Source organism: Rhodococcus sp. 05-2255-1e, assembly GCF_002259025.1.
Classification (GTDB): Bacteria; Actinomycetota; Actinomycetes; order Mycobacteriales; family Mycobacteriaceae; genus Rhodococcoides; species Rhodococcoides fascians.
The window spans coordinates 120,559-138,323 of sequence record NZ_NOZE01000013.1; the positions used below are offsets into that span (position 1 = coordinate 120,559).

At 65.8% G+C, this 17,765-nt stretch carries 15 protein-coding genes; 7 read left to right on the forward strand and 8 right to left on the reverse strand.

Annotation, left to right across the window (positions count from 1 at the left end; translation table 11 throughout):
* Positions 1-28: 28 nt before the first annotated feature.
* The 4 genes from infB to rimP form a co-directional block, all read right to left on the reverse strand.
* The gene (infB, locus tag CH262_RS10725) at positions 29-2,962 is read right to left on the reverse strand and encodes a translation initiation factor IF-2 (RefSeq protein WP_094717580.1); all 2,934 of its coding nucleotides are present in this window, start codon (positions 2,960-2,962) and stop codon (positions 29-31) included.
* Positions 2,963-3,059: 97 nt separating this feature from the next.
* Positions 3,060-3,392, reverse strand: coding sequence for a YlxR family protein (locus CH262_RS10730; protein WP_052053323.1), 333 nt, complete (start codon positions 3,390-3,392; stop codon positions 3,060-3,062).
* A gap of 96 nt (positions 3,393-3,488) precedes the next feature.
* On the reverse strand, positions 3,489-4,496 hold the full coding sequence (gene nusA, locus CH262_RS10735; protein ID WP_027496745.1) for a transcription termination factor NusA: 1,008 nt from the start codon (positions 4,494-4,496) through the stop codon (positions 3,489-3,491).
* Positions 4,493-5,068 (reverse strand): ribosome maturation factor RimP, encoded by a 576-nt coding sequence (gene rimP / locus CH262_RS10740; protein ID WP_032370966.1) that lies wholly within the window; start codon positions 5,066-5,068, stop codon positions 4,493-4,495. The genes nusA and rimP overlap by 4 nt, the downstream gene beginning before the upstream one ends.
* A gap of 185 nt (positions 5,069-5,253) precedes the next feature.
* Between rimP and CH262_RS10745 the strand changes: the two genes are divergently transcribed.
* Positions 5,254-5,763, forward strand: a complete 510-nt coding sequence (locus CH262_RS10745) for a hypothetical protein (protein ID WP_027496743.1) — start codon at positions 5,254-5,256, stop codon at positions 5,761-5,763.
* Positions 5,760-6,200 (forward strand): ferritin-like domain-containing protein, encoded by a 441-nt coding sequence (locus tag CH262_RS10750; protein WP_027496742.1) that lies wholly within the window; start codon positions 5,760-5,762, stop codon positions 6,198-6,200. Before CH262_RS10745 ends, CH262_RS10750 begins: the two co-directional genes overlap by 4 nt.
* Here the strand turns inward: CH262_RS10750 and CH262_RS10755 are convergent.
* Positions 6,163-7,620: an MFS transporter gene (locus CH262_RS10755; RefSeq protein ID WP_051365127.1), complete on the reverse strand. Its 1,458-nt coding sequence runs from the start codon at positions 7,618-7,620 to the stop codon at positions 6,163-6,165. The genes CH262_RS10750 and CH262_RS10755 overlap by 38 nt on opposite strands.
* A gap of 83 nt (positions 7,621-7,703) precedes the next feature.
* On the opposite strand from CH262_RS10755, the gene CH262_RS10760 reads away from it, so the two are divergent.
* Positions 7,704-8,318, forward strand: a complete 615-nt coding sequence (locus CH262_RS10760; protein WP_032370810.1) for a TetR/AcrR family transcriptional regulator — start codon at positions 7,704-7,706, stop codon at positions 8,316-8,318.
* A gap of 3 nt (positions 8,319-8,321) precedes the next feature.
* Here CH262_RS10760 and CH262_RS10765 read toward each other — a convergent pair whose 3' ends face one another.
* Positions 8,322-10,043, reverse strand: a complete 1,722-nt coding sequence (locus CH262_RS10765; RefSeq protein ID WP_094717581.1) for an acyl-CoA dehydrogenase family protein — start codon at positions 10,041-10,043, stop codon at positions 8,322-8,324.
* A 91-nt stretch (positions 10,044-10,134) separates the two neighbouring features.
* Positions 10,135-11,886, reverse strand: coding sequence for a proline--tRNA ligase (locus CH262_RS10770; protein ID WP_094717582.1), 1,752 nt, complete (start codon positions 11,884-11,886; stop codon positions 10,135-10,137).
* 70 nt (positions 11,887-11,956) lie between these two features.
* On the opposite strand from CH262_RS10770, the gene yaaA reads away from it, so the two are divergent.
* The 4 genes from yaaA to mgtE all read left to right on the forward strand — a co-directional run bounded on the left by yaaA (position 11,957) and on the right by mgtE (position 16,263).
* Positions 11,957-12,700, forward strand: a complete 744-nt coding sequence (gene yaaA, locus CH262_RS10775; RefSeq protein WP_094717583.1) for a peroxide stress protein YaaA — start codon at positions 11,957-11,959, stop codon at positions 12,698-12,700.
* Positions 12,697-13,908, forward strand: a complete 1,212-nt coding sequence (locus tag CH262_RS10780; RefSeq protein WP_094717584.1) for a DUF2786 domain-containing protein — start codon at positions 12,697-12,699, stop codon at positions 13,906-13,908. Before yaaA ends, CH262_RS10780 begins: the two co-directional genes overlap by 4 nt.
* A 64-nt stretch (positions 13,909-13,972) precedes the next feature.
* Positions 13,973-14,872 (forward strand): nuclear transport factor 2 family protein, encoded by a 900-nt coding sequence (locus CH262_RS10785; RefSeq protein WP_053068719.1) that lies wholly within the window; start codon positions 13,973-13,975, stop codon positions 14,870-14,872.
* Between the two features lie 44 nt (positions 14,873-14,916).
* The gene (gene mgtE / locus CH262_RS10790; RefSeq protein WP_052055003.1) at positions 14,917-16,263 is read left to right on the forward strand and encodes a magnesium transporter; all 1,347 of its coding nucleotides are present in this window, start codon (positions 14,917-14,919) and stop codon (positions 16,261-16,263) included.
* Between the two features lie 13 nt (positions 16,264-16,276).
* Here the strand turns inward: mgtE and CH262_RS10795 are convergent, their stop codons facing one another.
* A complete protein-coding gene (locus CH262_RS10795; RefSeq protein WP_032372610.1) occupies positions 16,277-17,764 on the reverse strand; it encodes an MFS transporter in 1,488 nt (495 codons plus the stop codon).
* Position 17,765 lies beyond the last annotated feature (1 nt).

Consider the following 17,765-nt stretch of genomic DNA (forward strand, 5'->3'; position numbering starts at 1 on the left):
AACGGAGCTGTTCAGCTCCGGACCTGTTCTAGTCGCGCGGCTTTTCACGGAGCTCGTACGCCTCGATGACATCGCCCACCTTGATGTCGGAGTACGTCACCGTCAAACCACACTCGTATCCCTCACGAACCTCGACTGCGTCGTCCTTCTCGCGGCGAAGCGAGGAGATCGTCACGGTCTCGGCCACGACCGCGTTGTCACGGAGCAGGCGCGCCTTGGCGTTGCGACGGATCGTACCGGAGGTGACGAGGCAACCGGCGATGTTTCCGACCTTCGAGGAACGGAACAGCGCGCGGATCTCGGCCTGGCCCAGAGCGACCTCTTCGTAGATCGGCTTGAGCATGCCCTTGAGGGCCTTCTCGATCTCGTCGATGGCCTGGTAGATCACCGAGTAGTACCGAATGTCGACGCCCTCGCGGTTGGCGAGTTCGGTTGCCTTGCCCTCGGCCCGCACGTTGAAGCCGATGATGATCGCGTTGGATGCCGACGCCAGGTTGACGTTGGTTTCCGTGACGCCACCGACACCGCGGTCGATGACGCGCAACTCGACTTCGTCGTCGATCTGAATACCGAGCAAGGCCTCTTCGAGCGCCTCGACGGTTCCCGAGTTGTCACCCTTGAGGATCAGGTTGAGCTGCGAAGTCTCCTTCAGAGCTGCATCGAGATCGTCGAGGCTGATGCGCTTGCGACTCTTGGCCGCCAGAGCATTGCGCTTACGGGCATTACGGCGATCGGCGATCTGACGGGCGATCCGGTCCTCGTCGACGACCAGAAGGTTGTCGCCTGCACCGGGCACCGACGTGAAGCCGATGACCTGAACGGGCCGGGACGGCATCGCTTCGGTGACGTCCTCGCCGTGCTCGTCGACCATGCGACGCACGCGGCCGTAGGCATCGCCGGCGACGATCGAGTCACCGACGCGCAGCGTTCCGCGGGCGATGAGCACGGTGGCCACCGGACCGCGACCGCGGTCGAGGTGTGCCTCGATGGCGACACCCTGGGCATCCATGTCCGGGTTGGCACGCAGATCGAGTGACGCATCGGCCGTCAGCAGCACCGCTTCGAGGAGGGCATCGATGTTGGTGCCCTGCTTGGCGGAGATGTCGACGAACATCGTCTCGCCGCCGTATTCCTCGGCGACCAGACCGTATTCGGTCAGCTGCTGCCGGATCTTGTCCGGGTTCGCGCCTTCCTTGTCGATCTTGTTGACCGCGACCACGATCGGCACGTCGGCCGCCTGGGCGTGGTTGATGGCTTCGACCGTCTGCGGCATGACACCGTCGTCGGCCGCGACCACGAGGATCGCAAGGTCGGTGGCCTTGGCACCACGAGCACGCATGGCCGTGAAGGCCTCGTGACCGGGGGTGTCGATGAAGGTCACGAGACGCTCGTTGCCTTCGAGCTCGGTCAACACCTGGTACGCACCGATGTGCTGCGTGATGCCGCCGGCCTCGCCTTCGCGCACCGTGGTGTTACGAATCGAGTCGAGCAGTCGAGTCTTACCGTGATCGACGTGGCCCATGACGGTGACCACCGGGGGACGCTGCTCGAGATCTTCCTCGCCGCCGGCATCTTCGCCGTAGGTGAGGTCGAACGAATCGAGCAGTTCGCGATCCTCGTCCTCGGGACTGACGACCTGCACGACGTAGTTCATCTCGCCGCCGAGAAGCTCCAGCGTCTCGTCGTTGACCGACTGCGTCGCGGTGACCATCTCACCGAGGTTGAACAGTGCCTGCACGAGTGCAGCGGGGTTGGCGTCGATCTTGTCTGCGAAGTCCGACAGCGATGCTCCGCGGGCGAGACGAATGGTCTCGCCGTTGCCGCGGGGCAGCCTGACGCCGCCGACTGCGGGAGCCTGCATGCTCTCGTACTCGGCGCGTTTCGCCCGCTTCGACTTGCGACCGCGGCGGACTGCTCCGCCGGGCCGACCGAACGCACCTGCGGCTGCGCCACGCTGACCGGGACGTCCACCGCCGCCGGGACGGCCACGGAAGCCACCTGCGGGAGCGCCACCTGCCGGTGCACCACCGGGAGCGCCGGGAGCGCCACCGCCGCGGTAGCCACCGCCACCGCCGCCGCCCGGACGTCCACCCGGTGCGCCGCCGGGGCGACCGGGACGTCCTGCTGCGGGGCCGGGACGTGCCGAACGAGTCGGCATCGCACCCGGGTTGGGGCGAGGAGGCATGGAGCCCGGGCTGGGCCGAGGTCCGGCCTGACCCGGTGCGGGACGGGGGCCGCCCTGTCCGGGAGCCGGACGAGCGCCGCCTGCCGGTGCGGCCGGGCGGGGTCCGCCCTGTCCGGGAGCCGGTCGTCCGCCGCCGGGGCGCGGAGCACCGGCACCGGGAGCGGGTCGCGGGGCCGGTCGTTCGACCGGAGCCGACGAGTACGGATTGTTTCCGACGCGCGGAGCCTTCGGGCCGGGCTTGGGGCCAGGACCAGCGGGCTTGGGGGCGGCCGGAGCCGACGCGGTTGCCTCGGCCGACGCGGCAGGTGCCTGCTCGACCGGAGCAGCGGGTGCTGCCGGACGAGGGGTGGGCGCAGCCGGTGCCGGCGTGGGCGCAGCGGCCGGTGCCGACGGGGCAGCGGGAGCTACCTCTGCGGGCGACTGCGCTGCCGGAGCCTGCGCTGCGGGTGCCTGTGCAGCGGGGGCCTCGGGCTCGGCCGGGCGGGATGCCGGCTTGGGTCCGGGACGAGGCCCACTCGGCTTTGCTGCGCCGGGCTTCGCGGCGGAATCCGACGCACGATCTGCCGCTGCGCGACCGTTGGGTGCTGCTGCACCGGACGCCGGCGCGTCCGCGTTTACGGACGGGAAGGATTCACGAAGTCGACGAGCCACGGGGGCTTCGACTGTGGATGATGCGGACTTGACGAACTCGCCTTGCTCTTTGAGCCGTGCGAGTAGTTCCTTACTGGTGACACCGAGTTCTTTTGCCAACTCGTGCACGCGGGCCTTGCCTGCCACTGCTCTCCTCACTGAGAGGCCGAGCGAGGCTTGGTGCCCGCACGACCTCGGGTTATCTCCGATGGACGTTCATCGTTGGTGCTTCACGGTGTGCTCATCAGTGCTGTTGCCTGTTCTTGTCGACGGGTGTTGCTCTTGTCGTGTTCTCGCCGTGCAGCCGTTCGTGCTCGTCGAGCACGTCCGATACTGCGGACGATTCCACATTTCCCGATATCCGAAACGCGCGGCCGAAGACTCGGCGACGTTCCGCATTGTGCAGGCATTCTCGGTTGTAGTGCAACCAAGCACCACGACCGGACATCGAATGCCGGATGTCGGGGACGAGAGCGAATTCGTACGAACCAGCTTCTCGAACCACGATCCTCAACAGATCGGCGGCCGGCACTCGCTCCCTGCACCCGACACATGTACGAATCGGCCGGCTTGTCACAACCGGATTCTCGCGTTCACGTCTCCGAGCGGAGAGGTCGTTACCGAACCATCGACCACTCTACCGCTGTATTGCCTCGATCTCCGCATTCCGGCCCTAGGCGCTGGTCGTCTCGGGTGCCGCCGCGTCACTGCGGATGTCGATACGCCAACCGGTCAATCGAGCGGCAAGTCGAGCGTTCTGCCCTTCCTTGCCGATCGCCAGCGACAACTGGTACTCCGGGACCACCACGCGCGCCGCGCGAGCGGCTGCGTCCACCACGGTCACAGACACAACCTTCGACGGCGAAAGTGCATTCCCGACGAACGTCGCCGGGTCCTCGTCGAAGTCGATGATGTCGATCTTCTCGCCGGCCAGTTCGCTCATCACATTCCGCACGCGCTGCCCCATCGGCCCGATACATGCACCCTTGGCGTTCAGGCCCGAGACCGTCGACGCGACCGCGATCTTCGAGCGGTGCCCCGATTCACGCGCTACCGCCACGATGTCGACCGAACCGTCGGCGATCTCGGGCACCTCGAGCGCGAACAACTTGCGCACCAGATTGGGGTGTGTGCGCGAGAGCGTGATCTGCGGGCCGCGGTTGCCCCGCGCGACTCCGACGACGTAGCACTTGATGCGCTCACCGTGCTCGTACGTCTCCCCCGGAACCTGCTCGGCGGGCGGAAGCAGGCCGTCGGCCCCGTTCGCCTCGCTGCCGATCCGGACGATGACGGTGCCCTTGGCGTTGGCGCGCGTATCGCGCTGAATGACGCCGTTGACGATTTCACCCTCGTGGGTCGAGTACTCCCCGAAGGAGCGCTCGTGCTCCGCATCGCGCAAACGCTGCAGAATCACCTGACGAGCGGTGGTGGCAGCGATCCGGCCGAAGCCTTCCGGCGTGTCGTCCCACTCGGAGATCAGATTGCCCTCGGCGTCGAACTCCTTGGCCATCACCCGGACGGAACCGGTCTTGCGATCGACGTCGATTCGCGCGTTGGACTGGTGCCCCTCGGTGTGCCGGTAGGCGGTCAACAGCGCGGTCTGGATCGTCGAGATCACCATCTCGATCGGAACGCCCTTGTCCGCCTCGATGGCGCGCAGAGCTGCAATATCGATATTCACTTGTCCGACCCTTCTTCCGGTGCTTCCACATTCACGATTTCGTCGGTGTTCGCGGGTGACGGCCTACCGCCCACCACGCCGCCCGCAAGATCCATCTCTTCTGCGGTCGGCCGCGAAAATTCTACCTGCACAACAGCTTTCACAACATCGGCCAGCGCGATCGATCGTGTCGAGAGAACTCCCTTGTCCTTGATCACGAGGGCAACCGAGTCACCGTCGAGAAGTCCGACGCGGCCCTCGACCTTGCCGTCGGCGAGTTCGATCCGCACCTTGCGACCACGCGCGCGACGCCAATGCCGTGGTTGTGTCAACGGGCGATCGATTCCGGGAGTGGTGACCTCGAGGGTGTACGGCGCTTCGCCGAAATCGGTCACGCCGTCGAATACATCGGAGATCACCCGGCTCAACTCCGGCAGCGCGTCGAGGTCGACGCCGTCTTCACGGTCGACCATGATGCGCACGGCACTGTGCTTACCGGCAGCGACCACGTTCACGTCCTCGAGGTCGTAGCCCCGATCTCGAACCAGGTCGCCGAGCAGTTCGACAACCCTTTCCTGGGACGGAACAGGCATGTCGCGAACTCCTCGTGTGTAGTTGTCGGCAATGCGGCACAGGTGCGCCGGACCGCGTTTGGTGAACCAACAGACTACCGCCCCGCAGGTGGTGCTCGCGACCACGCACGGCCGAGGCGACACACGGGCACGGCGCGTGTCGCCTCGAGGGTCCGACACGGTCGAGGGTCTGGCACGATATCGGGGTGCCCACGCCGACCGCCCCTCTCTCGTTGAACAGACGTGGGTTGTTCCGGCTCGCCGGTGCCGCCGTACTCACAGCGGCCACGGCGTCGACCGTCACGGCTTGCGGCGCGGAGGAAATCTCCGGTCCCGCACTCGATTCTCTGACGGCACAGTTGCGCTCCGCTCGCTCCGACGCCGCGGCTGCGTCTTCGGCGGCAACGGTCGCTCCCGATTACGCAGGAGCTCTCGGCGTGGTCGCGGCCCAGCGGACCGAACATGCGGATGCACTCGAGACCGAGATCGCCCGGGCTACCGGAGCGACCACCGACACCTCGTCGGCGACTGCCACGACGACCACGAGCGCGGCCCAGTCCGCGCCGCCACCCGATCTCGGCGCGGTGCGCGATGCGCTGACCGCCTCGGCACGCAGTGCGGCGACCGCCGCCCGCGACGAAAGCGGTTATCGCGCCGGCCTTCTCGGGTCGATCAGTGCCTCGTGCACGGTGTTCGCTCAGGTGGTACTCGCATGAGCGATCTCGGACCCGAACAACAGGGGCTCGTCGATGCACTCGTCGCCGAGTACGCAGCCGTCTTCGCGTACGGGATCGTCGCGGCGTTCTCCAACCCGACCCGAGCAGACATGGTGGCCGCGTGCACCGCGGCACACCGAGCGCGTCGAGACTCGACCATCGACGCACTCCGCGCGGCCAGCGTCACAGCGCCCCTGCCCGATCCGGCATACGCGTCTCCGTTTCCGGTGACCGATGCGATCTCGGCTGTGCAGCTCGCTGTTCAGGCAGAGATCGACACGAGCGTGGCGTGGCGCTCGGCCGTCGAGCGCAGTCGATCCGGCGGCACTCGCGAGATGGGCGTCCAGGCACTGACCGAGGCCGCGATCAGACTGGCCACATGGCAGCAGATCCTCGGCGTCACACCGTCGTCGACGGCTTTTCCCGGTCAGCCGTGACCACGTCGTCCGCCGGACCGGCGGAACGACCCGGCATGAACAGTGCCGCAACCAATCCGATCGCCACCGCCCCTGCGCCTACGAGTAGAGCGGGTGCCAACGCGTCGGTGTATCCAGCGGGGGTGAGTGATCCTCCGTTTCCGATGAACACCGCCGTCAGGACGGCGATTCCGAGCGCAATTCCCACCTCCCGCACAGTGGAGTTCGCACTGCTCGCCGTGGCGTGATCGTCGTCGTCCATGTCTCGCAACACTGCGGTCGCCGAGGGCGCGAAGGTCAACCCCATGCCGACTCCGGCCATCAACAGCGCGGGCACCATCGACAGGTAGGCGGTGTCGGGTCCGAGGATCAGTGCCATCCACACCAGTGACAGCGACTGCAACGCCAGTCCGGACACCAACAAGCCGCGCAGGCCGACTCGATCGGCCACGAGACCCGCAATGGGTGCGACCACCATAGGCGCGGCGGTCCAGGGCAATGTGCGAAGGCCCGCCTCGAACGGGCTGTAGTGCATCACTATCTGCAGGTACTGAGCAAGCAGGAACACGGCCCCGAACATGCCGAGCGAGAACGTGATTCCGATGATGTTCGCCAGCGTGAAACTGCGTGATCGGAAGAGCGTCAACGGCAGTACCGAGAACGGGGTTCGCCATGCTCGGGAGACGAACGCGAGGAGAAGCACCGCAGAGCCGACGAAGCTCGCGAGCACGGTGGTCGATGCCCATCCGTCGTCGTTGCCGTGGACCACCGCCCACACGAGCAAGAACACCCCGCCGCCCGCGAGCACCACACCCAGTAGATCGAGAGGTTGCCTGCGTCCGGTCGACTCGGTCAGGGCGATGTACGCCAGCGGTACCGCGACGAGCGCCACCGGGACGTTGATCCAGAAGATCGCCTGCCAGGAAATACCGTCGACGACCGCACCACCGACGACAGGCCCGAGTGCGACACCGAGGCCCGAGACACCGCCCCAGATTCCGATTGCCATGGCGCGCTTGGCAATCGGGACGACAGCTGCGAGCAGAGTCAGTGACAGCGGCATGATCGCCGCGGCACCGAGGCCCTGTATCGCCCGCGCGGCGATGAGCATTGCCGGACTCGTGGCGAGCGCGCTGGCCACGGAGGCCGCGGTGAACAGCGCTATCCCGCCGAGGAACACCGCGCGCCTGCCCCAGCGATCGCCCAAGGTTGCTGCAGTGAGCATGAATGTCGCGAAGCTCAGTGTGTAGGCGTTGAGGAACCACTGCAGCTGTCCGACCGACGCATTCAGATCCTGCTGAACCACCGGCAGCGCGCTGGTCATCACCAGATTGTCGAGGGTCGCCATGAACATGGGCAGGGATGCGGCGACGATTCCCAGCCACACCGGAATAGACCGAGCGGCGGGGTGCACTGCAGGCGGAGAGGCTGTAGCGGTCATGGCGAACGTCCCGTCTCGAGTTTGTAAGCATCGAATGATTACTTATGATGCGACCGTAAGTTATCGACTGATAACCTGTCAACATGTCCGACACTCCCACGCCCAAGCCCCGAGCAACCCGAATGGACGCGGCCGACCGTCGAGAACTCGTCCTCGACGCCGCGACACGAGCGTTCGCACGCGGGGGCTTTGCCGGGACGAGCACCGATGCGGTGGCCAAGGAAGCGGGCGTGTCGCAGCCGTATGTGGTTCGGATGTTCGGAACCAAAGTCGAATTGTTTCGGCTGGTCTTCCAACGCTCCATCGACGGCATCATGACGGCATTCGACGCAGTGCTCGCTTCGGGGCCTCTGGACCCAGCGGACGACGAGACCTGGGCCGACCTGGGCGGTGCCTACGCCGATCTGGTGGCCGATCGCGACCTCTTGATGGTCATGATGCACGGGTTCGGTGCAGGGTCGGTACCCGAGATCGGCCGCCAGGCACGAGAAGGAATGGGCGCGATCTACAACCAGATCCGCAGCGGTACCGGGTGTTCGGAAGATCAGGCTCGGCAGTTCATCGCACACGGAATGCTGCTCAACGTCTTGTTGTCGATGCAGGCACCGGAGCATCCGGAGGACAGCGAGGGACTGCACGAGATGACGATGTGCGCGTTCGGAACCAAGCTCGTCCCAGCCGATTCCGGACAGCTGTGACGCCTAGGGACGCATCTCGTACCGACCGTCGTACGTGACGACGTCGTTCCAGACCGTCTCGAATCTTGCTGCGTCCACCACCGGCTTGCGTACGGCGTCCAGCGCCCATTTCTGCTGCGCATCGGTCGACGACGGCTTTCCGTACAGCGCGACGGCGTAGCCGGAGAAGTCCCTGATCTGGAAGTCGAAGATCTGGTCCAGCATGTCGGTGGAGATCTCGTCGGCCTGTTCGAGGATCAGGTGGCCGTAGACGACGAGTGAGAACAGATGCCCCACCACGAGCAGGAAGTCGAGGTCCTGTTGCTGCGACTCGTCGGGGGCGCACTCGGCGAGGAACGACGCGAACGCCTGGGCCTGCTCGTAGAAACGACCCACGTTGGGAACACCGGAATGCTTGCGATACACCGGGTTCCAATCGTGGAACCGAACCGAACTCGCGCCGCGAGCGGGGCCTTGGGCGAAGAAGAATCCGTCGTCGACGGCGTCGGTGAACCTGGTGACCTCCGCCTGATCGGTGGGCGAGAACATGTATGCCGGCATGAACTTGAGCATCAGGGCGACGTTGACATGCACCGTTCCCTCGAGTTTCGGCAGTGTTCCGATCAGTTGCGCGGCTTCACGGAAGTAGGTGTTCTTCTCGTACCCCTTGGCGGCGATGACGTCGTGCAGCAAGCGGACCACCGTCTCGCCCTCGGACGTCACCTTGGCCTTGGTCATGGGGTTGAACAACAGGTAGCGGCGGTCGCCGGGACCCGCAGCGCGGAAGTAGTCCAGCGCACGCGCACTGAACAGCTTCATGGCGGTCAGCCGCGAGTAGGCATCGACGAATGCACTGCGCACATGGGGGAATTCGGTGACACGGTTGCCGTACAGAATCCGATTGTTGGCGTGTGTGATCGCCTCGTAGAACGCGTGCTCGCAGATGCCGATCGAGCCGGTGCAGAGGTTGAACTTGCCGACGTTGACGGTGTTCAGTGCAGCCGAGAACGCGTCGGGTCCGGTATGCAGAATGTCCTCGCGACGAACGGGATAGTTCTCGAGCGAGAAGGTGCTGACGTACATCTGGCCGTGAACGACGCTCTCGCGCAACCGATACGCGGGATGCGAGCTGTCGGCGACGAAGAAGACGTACGACTCCGGCCCGTCGATGTCGGTGCGTCTACCGAACACCGACACCATGCCCGCCACGTTGCCGTTACCGATGTAGTACTTCTCCCCCGACGCGGTGAACTCGACGTCGTCGTCGGCGGAGGGGGTCAACAGCATGTCGGTGGAGTAGACGTCGGCACCGTGTGCGCGCTCGGACAATCCGAATGCCATGACGCCGCCGCGGTCGAGCTCTAGCGCGGCCCTGCGCTTGGCGTCGTCGTTGTCGCTCATCCAGATCGGGCCGAGGCCGAGCACCGTGACCTGCCAGGTGTACCAATAGGCCAAGCCGTAGAACCCGAGAATTTCGCTCAGAGCGGCGTTGCGGGCAGCGTCCCAACGAGCGTTGGGCAACCCGTTCGCATACTCGGCCGGCGTCGAGAACGTGGCGAACAGTTTCTGGGCTGCGACGAACTCGAGGAAGTCGGCGGGCCAGACTCCCTCGAGATCGTCGGCGAGCAGCCTGGCCTTACCGCGATCCTCGAACCAATCGATCAGTGCGCGGAGCTGACGACGAGACTCCTCGTCGAGCTCGGCGGGATCGAAAGTTGTCGGATCGAACAGCGCAAACTGAGCCACGGTGTGACCTCTCCTAGTCGTGTGACCCGAAGCTACCAGCGAGTAGACCGGCGCGTGGGGAGATCGAGTGCGGAGAGATCGGGACGGGCTGTTACGTGGTGGCGCGCACCGCGGCGACGATCTCGTCGACCGCGGAATCGATGTCGAGTTCACGGCTCTCACCCGAGAAGCGGTCCCGGATTTCGACCTTGCCATCGGCCCAACCGCGGCCGAGGACGACGACGAGCGGAACACCGATCAGTTCGGAGTCCTTGAACTTCACGCCGGGCGAGGCCTTGCGGTCGTCGAAGAGAACCTCGATGCCCTGCGAATCGAGTTGCGTTGCAATGGATTCTGCGCCGGCGCGCGCGGCCTCGTCCTTGTTCGCGATCACCAGATGTACGTCGGCGGGTGCTACCTCCGACGGCCACCGAAGGCCCTTGTCGTCGTGCATCTGCTCGGCGATGACGGCCACCAGACGGGAGACACCGACGCCGTAGGAACCCTGTACGAGTCGCACGGGCTTGCCGGTCTCGCCGAGTACGTCGACCGAGAATGCATCGGTGTACTTGTAGCCCAACTGGAAGATGTGCCCGATCTCGATTCCGCGAGCGCTGACCAGCGGCCCCTGTCCGTCGGGTGACATGTCCCCGTCACGCACCTCGGCGGCCTCGATGGTGCCGTCGGGAACGAAGTCACGGCCGGCCACGAGGTTCACCACGTGCTTGCCCTGCACATCGGCACCGGTGATCCACGATGTTCCGTTCACCACCCGGGGGTCGACGAGGTAGCGAACTCCGTTGGCCTGCAGCGCACGTGGCCCGATGTATCCCTTGATCAGGAACGGGTGAGCAGCAAAGTCCGCGTCGGTCAGCAATGCGAATTCGGCAGGCTCGAGCGATGCTTCGAGGCGCTTCTCGTCCACCTCACGGTCGCCGGGCAGGCCGATGGCCAGCAGCTCCCACTCGCCACCGGCGGACCGCACCTTGAGCAGGATGTTCTTGAGCGTGTCGGCACCGGTGACGGTACGACCCAGATCTGCGCCGTTCGCCCACTCGACCAACGTCGCGATGGTGGGAGTGTTGCCCGTCTCGTAGTCGATCGCGGCAGGCTGCCCCTCGATGGCGATGGGGTCCGGTGCCGGGGTCGTGACGGCCTCGACGTTGGCCGCGTATCCCGATTCGATGCACCGAACGTAGGTGTCCTCGCCGATGTCGCTCTCGGCCAGGAATTCCTCGGACGCACTTCCGCCCATCGCGCCGGACGTCGCGGCGACGATGACGTAGCTGACCCCGAGCCTGGCGAAGATGCGCTGGTAAGCGTCGCGGTGTGCGGCGTAGGACCGCTTCAGTCCGTCCTCGTCCATATCGAAGGAGTAGGAATCCTTCATGACGAACTCGCGTCCGCGCAGAATGCCGGCGCGAGGACGCTCTTCGTCGCGATACTTGGTCTGAATTTGGTACAGCGTGACCGGCAGGTCCTTGTAGGAGTTGTATTCGGCCTTGACCGTCAACGCGAACAACTCTTCGTGGGTCGGACCGAGCAGCATGTCGTTGCCCTTGCGATCCTGCAACCGGAACAATGCGTCCCCGTATTCGGTCCACCGGTTCGTCGTCTCGTACGGCTCACGCGGCAGCAGGGCGGGCAGCGAAATTTCCTGCGCCCCGATGGCGTTCATTTCCTCGCGCACGACGCGTTCGACCTGTCGCAGCACCCGGAGACCCAGCGGCAGCCACGAATAGACGCCCGGCGCGATACGACGAACGTAGCCGGCGCGAACCAACAGCTTGTGGCTGTCGACCTCGGCGTCGGCCGGGTCGTCGCGAAGGGTACGAAGGAACAGCTGCGAAAGACGGGTGATCACGGGTTGTCAGACTAGTCGGTGGTGCAGCGCCTGCGGGTAGGCGGCCGCGAAGTGAGTAGCCTTGACCCCCGTGCTGATTCTGCTGCCTCCCTCCGAGACGAAGTCCGACGGCGGTTCCGGAGCACCTCTCGATCTGGACCGGTTGTCGTTGCCGTCCCTGCTTCCGCTCCGCAGAACGCTTGCCGACGCCCTGGTCCGGCTCTCCGACGACGTCGACGCGTCCATCACCGCTCTCGGTCTCGGTCCGACCCAGGTGGACGAGATCGAACGGAACGCTCGCCTGTTCGCCTCGCCCACCACTCCCGCCCTGCGCCGGTACACAGGAGTGCTGTACGACGCTCTCGGGGCGTCGACCTTCACCCGTGCCGGACGTGCCCGTGCCGATGCGAGGTTGTGGATCGGGTCGGCACTGTTCGGGGCCGTCCGCGCGTCCGACCCGATTCCGGCCTACCGGCTCTCCGGCGGGTCGTCCATTCCGAACTTCGGGACGTTGCGAGCGCACTGGAAGCCTCGACTGTCCGAGGCCCTTCTCACCGAGGCCGAGGGAATCGTCGTCGACCTCCGGTCCGGCACCTATCAACAGCTCGGGCCCATCCCCGGGGCGATCACGGCAACGGTGCTCACCGAGAAGCCCGACGGCAGTCGGTCGGTGGTGAGCCACTTCAACAAGCATCACAAGGGATTGCTCGCCCGCGCGCTGACCCTGACCACGGCCGAGCCCAAAGATGTGAAAGCTGTTGCGCGCGTGGCGTCGAAGGCGGGTCTTCGAGTCGAAGTGGCGTCGGACACCGAACTGATCGTGCTCACCGAATGAGCGCCGTTCCGGAACTGCTCAGACAGGGAGCCGACGCGTCGGTCGGCAAGAACAAGAGTCAACGCATCGCCGACGACATCGCCGACCGATTGGTCTCGATGCAAGCGAACGAACTCGGCACGCTGGCACTGACCAACATGATCGGCACGCTGTACGAGAACGGTTGGCAACCACTGGATCTGATGCATGTGGTCCGGCGTCAGCACACGGTGGCGGTGACGAATCTCGCCGCCGCAGCCCTGCTGCACCATGCCGATCTCATCGAAGCGGACTCCCGCGCCCCGCACGATTGGGTCGATCAGATGTCGGCGATCTGCGAACAGTTCCCGACGGTGGCAGCCCGAGTCGACGCCACTCCCGACTTCCTCACGGCGTACCTCGTGGCGTCCGGCAAGTCCGACTACATCGCCGCCAGCGATCAGTGGCTCGATGTGCTCACTCTGCTCGGCCAGTGGCAAACCCTCCCCCGTTGGCCGCAACTGGGTGCCAAGCCTTCGCAGTGGCCCCGCAGACGCTCGTCGGTGCCGACGACCACCGGCTCGGATTCACCGAACAGCAAGATGCTGGCCAAGATTCGCGGTCTGCTGGCCAAGGCCGATGCCACCGATTTCGCGGAGGAAGCCGAGACGCTGACCGCCAAGGCGCAGGAGTTGATGACGCGATACTCGATCGACACGCTGCTGTTGGCCGAGGGTCATCTCGACGTTCGCGGTCGACGGGTGCACATCGACGGTCCGCACGCACCCGCCAAAGCCCAGCTCTTGCACGTCGCCGGTACTGCCAACCGGGTCAAGACGATCTGGGACGCGGAGTACGCCGTTGCGACGCTGGTGGGCGCGCCGGTGGACGTGGAACAGGCCGAGCTCGTCTTCACCTCGTTGCTGGTGCAGGCAACCCGAGCTCTCGGCCACTCCCCGGAAGCCAAGAAGCGAAAGAAGGCCGGCTCGGCCGCATTCGGCAAGGCGTTCCTCTACGCATACGCCATCCGCATCGGAGATCGTCTCACCGATGCCGACGCGCATGCCCTCGACGAGGCGAGACAGGAATCGGGCGACCTGCTGCCGATTCTCGCGGCACAGACCGTTGCCGTGGAAGCGGAGTTCGACCGCCTCTTTCCCACCGCCAAGCCGATGCGCGGCCCGCGCCTCGATGCCGAAGGATGGGACTCGGGACGAGCCGCGGCCGACCGAGCCGATCTGTCCCGCTGAAACAGTCCACGAGGTTCGTCGTCCGATTCGGGAACTGTTGTAGCTTCAAGTCAGTTGAGCAGACATGAACCGAACACGCGCAGCTGCTCGACTCACCGTGCCCGTTCTGGTCGCACTGTCCGCCATCACGGCGTGCGGTACGTCGCCCTCCACCCCGGAGCCGAACGACGTCTCCGTCGCCGCGCAGTCACCCGACGACCGCTCCGACAGCGTCACCGAATCACGCAACGAAGAAGCAGCGCTGACGCTCTTCGAATCTGCGTTCACGGCCGAAGAACCCGCCGCCGCCGCGTCGGTCGTGGCGGAGAACGCCGTCGATCGACCTGGACCAGCGGTGGGGCCCGACGCGATCGTCGCCCGATTCGAGGCCACCCGGACACGGATTCCCGGTGCACGAGCCGTCGTCAAGCGTGTCGCGGCCGATGGCAGATGGGTGGCAGTGCACTGGCAGGCCACCGCTGATCCGGCATCCGAGACCACCGGTGAGGCGAACATCGACCTCTTCGCCTTCGACGGCGGCAAGGTCACCGAGCACTGGGCCATGACGCAATCCGTGCCGGCCACGTCGATGAGCGGCAACACCATGTTCAGTGACCTCTACCGCTACCCGACCGCGCCCACCGAGCCGACCGAGGACGAGGAAGAGCGCCGACGCATGTCGGTGACGGCTACCTACGACGCGCTCTTCCGCGAACACGACGCGTCCGTGCTCGGGACCGACTTCGCCCCGTCCTACCTGCAACACAATCCGATTGCGGGCAACGGCACCGCGGCACTGCAACAGTTCTTCGCCGGCGGCGCGCAGTTCCCTGCCTCGGAATCGGTCGTCTCGCTGGCCGACGGCGATCTGGTGTGGACGTTCGCGAAAGCGCCGGGCGCAGCAGAATCCGACCCCTTCGTCGCGGGAGACATCTTCCGGTTCGACGGCGCCATCGTCGAGCACTGGGACGTCGTTCCGGAGTAGCGACCGCTGTCGGTCGATGACCGCCGGCAAGGCAAAATGGACCGGTGCCCGAGACTCTCGACGACATCGTGACCAGGACATCGGAACTACTGGCCGAGCGCGACGTGGCCGCGTTGTCGACCCTGATGGCGGGTCTGTCCACGACGAACGCGGTCAGAATGCTCGAACGGGTCGACTCGGCGCAGCGGGCGGTTCTCTTTCGGCTGTTGCCCAAGGACGAGGCCGTCGTCGTGTTCGAGCGCTTCGACGCGACCATTCGCAGCGAGCTGTTCGAGAGTTTGCGTAGCGACGACGTCATCGCCCTGTTCGAGAACCTCGATCCCGACGACCGAGTGGAACTGCTCGACGAGCTGCCCTCCAACATCGCGCATCGCATGATGCTCGGCCTGTCGCCCGCCCAACGGGCGCTCACCGCACCGATGCTGGGCTACGACCGCGGTTCGGTAGGCCGTCGAATGAGCCCGGAGTACGTGCGCCTACGCAGCGACACCACGGCAGCCGAGGCTCTCGACGCGGTGCGACGGACCGGTCCCGACGCAGAATCGGTGTACCTGCTGCCCATCACCGACGACCATCGCACGTTGCTCGGTGTGGTGACGCTCGCCGATCTGGCGACGGCGGAATCGACCACGCCGGTCGGAGAGCTCCATTCGTCGCATCCGGTGGTGCGGGCGGACTCGTCGGCGGAGGTCGCGGCACGTCTGTGTTTCGAGCATCGCAGTCCGGCGGTGGTGGTGGTCGATTCCGAACAGCGCCTGATCGGCATCCTCACCCTCGAGCAGTCCTCTCGCATTCTCGAGGAGGCCGAGGACGAGGACGCCGCCAGGGCGGGCGGTGCAGAACCGCTGCGTCGGCCGTACCTGTCGACGCCGGTCCTGTCCATCGTTCGTTCGCGCGTGGTCTGGCTGCTCGTGTTGGCGTTGTCGGCCATCCTCACCGTGCAGGTGCTCGAGATCTTCGAGCATGCACTGGCCGCGGTGGTGACCCTCGCGCTGTTCATTCCGCTGCTCACCGGCACGGGCGGGAACACCGGTTCGCAGGCCGCGACCACGGTGACCCGCGCGCTCGCCCTGGGTGACGTCCGCCCGCGCGACATCGCCGCTGTGCTGTTTCGCGAGGTCCGCGTCGGCGCGACGATGGGAGCGATGCTCGGAACGTTGGGGTTCGTCATTGCCGGACTCGTCTACGACTGGCACCTGGGCCTGGTCATCGGCACGACGCTGCTGTCGATATGCACGCTCGCCGCGACGGTCGGCGGTGCGATGCCGCTGATCGCCAAGAAGATCGGCGTCGACCCCGCGGTGTTCTCGACGCCCTTCATCTCGACCTTCTGCGATGCGACCGGCCTGATCGTCTACTTCCTCATCGCCAAGGCCGTACTGGGAGTCTGATCGGCCCCGCTCGTCAGCCCTTCTGGGCGTCTTCCTGCGCGGCCTGCGCCTGGGCCACCTGCTGCGGGGTGAACCGGATGAACAGTGCGGCGATGCCGGCGATCACGGCGCAGACCGCGCAGCAGAACAGCGCGAACATGTACCCGGAGCTCAGTGCGTCGAGCTGACTGTCGTTCATCAGAGTCGCCGGCCCGGATATGCCGCCGAGGGACAGTGTTCGCGACGTGACCAGTGCCCCGATGACGGCCAGCGCCAGAGGACCGCCGAGGGTCTGGGCGACCAGCGAGATTGCCGTCAGCGGACCGATTTCGGTGGGGCTCACGCCCGCGATGGCGCACAGCGGCAGCGGAACGACCGTCAGACCGACGCCGAAGCCGATCCCGATCACAGGGAAGAACAACCCTGGGAAGTACGCTGAATCCGCGTCCATCGTCGTCACGGACACCAGCAGCCAGCCGACCATGATGACCGCACCACAGAGAATCAGCCAGCGCGGAGCGATCCGAGTCACCAGCTGCGACGCGAGGAACGCCGCGGCACCGAGACCGAAGGCGAACGGCACGAACGCCAGGCCGGCATGCAGCGGGCTGTAGCCCAGAATGTCCTGCACGAACAACGCCACATACGCCGCGAGACAGAACATGACCCCGCCGGCGAAGAAGATCGCGACGAAGGTCGCCACTCGATCGCGACTGACGAACAACGAGAACGGCAGCAGCGGGTTCTCGGCCCGTCGCTCGACCAACAGGAACAATCCGAGGAACAGCAGTCCGGCGATCAACGACACGATGACGATCGGGCTCGACCAGCCCAGCTCGGTACCCTCGCTCAGCGCGAGGACCACACCCGTGCAGCCCAGGGTCGCCAGGATCGCACCCGGCACGTCCAGGGCGAGCTTCGCCCCGACGGTCTCCTGCAGCGACACGACGGCGAGCACGACGATGACGATGCCGATCGGTACGTTGATCAGGAAGATCCAGCGCCACGACACCTCGGTCAGAGCGCCGCCGATGATGAGCCCGGCAATGGACCCGACACCGGTCATGGCGGCGTAGATGGCGATGGCCTGATTACGCACCGGGCCCGGAGCGAATGTCGTGGCCACCAGCGCGAATGCCGTGGGCGACGCCACCGCCGCACCGACCCCCTGCAGTGCCCTCGCCGCAACGAGCGTGGCTTCGTTGACTGCCAGTCCGCACAGCAACGAGGCGATCGTGAACAGGACGACGCCGGCGAGGAACATCTTCTTTCGCCCGAAGGCGTCGCCGAGCCTGCCGCCGAGCAACATCAACCCACCGAAGGCCAACGCGTAGGAGGTCAACACCCAGTTGCGCCCGGCGTCGGACAGACCCAGATCGGCCTGCAGCGGAGCCAAGGCCAGGTTGGCGACGGTGCCGTCGAGAACCACCATCAGTTGCAGCCCGCTCAGGACGATGATCGCCATCCCGAACGCTCGAGTCGTCACCGGGTACTTGATCTCGGCGGCGGAGGTGTTGGACATC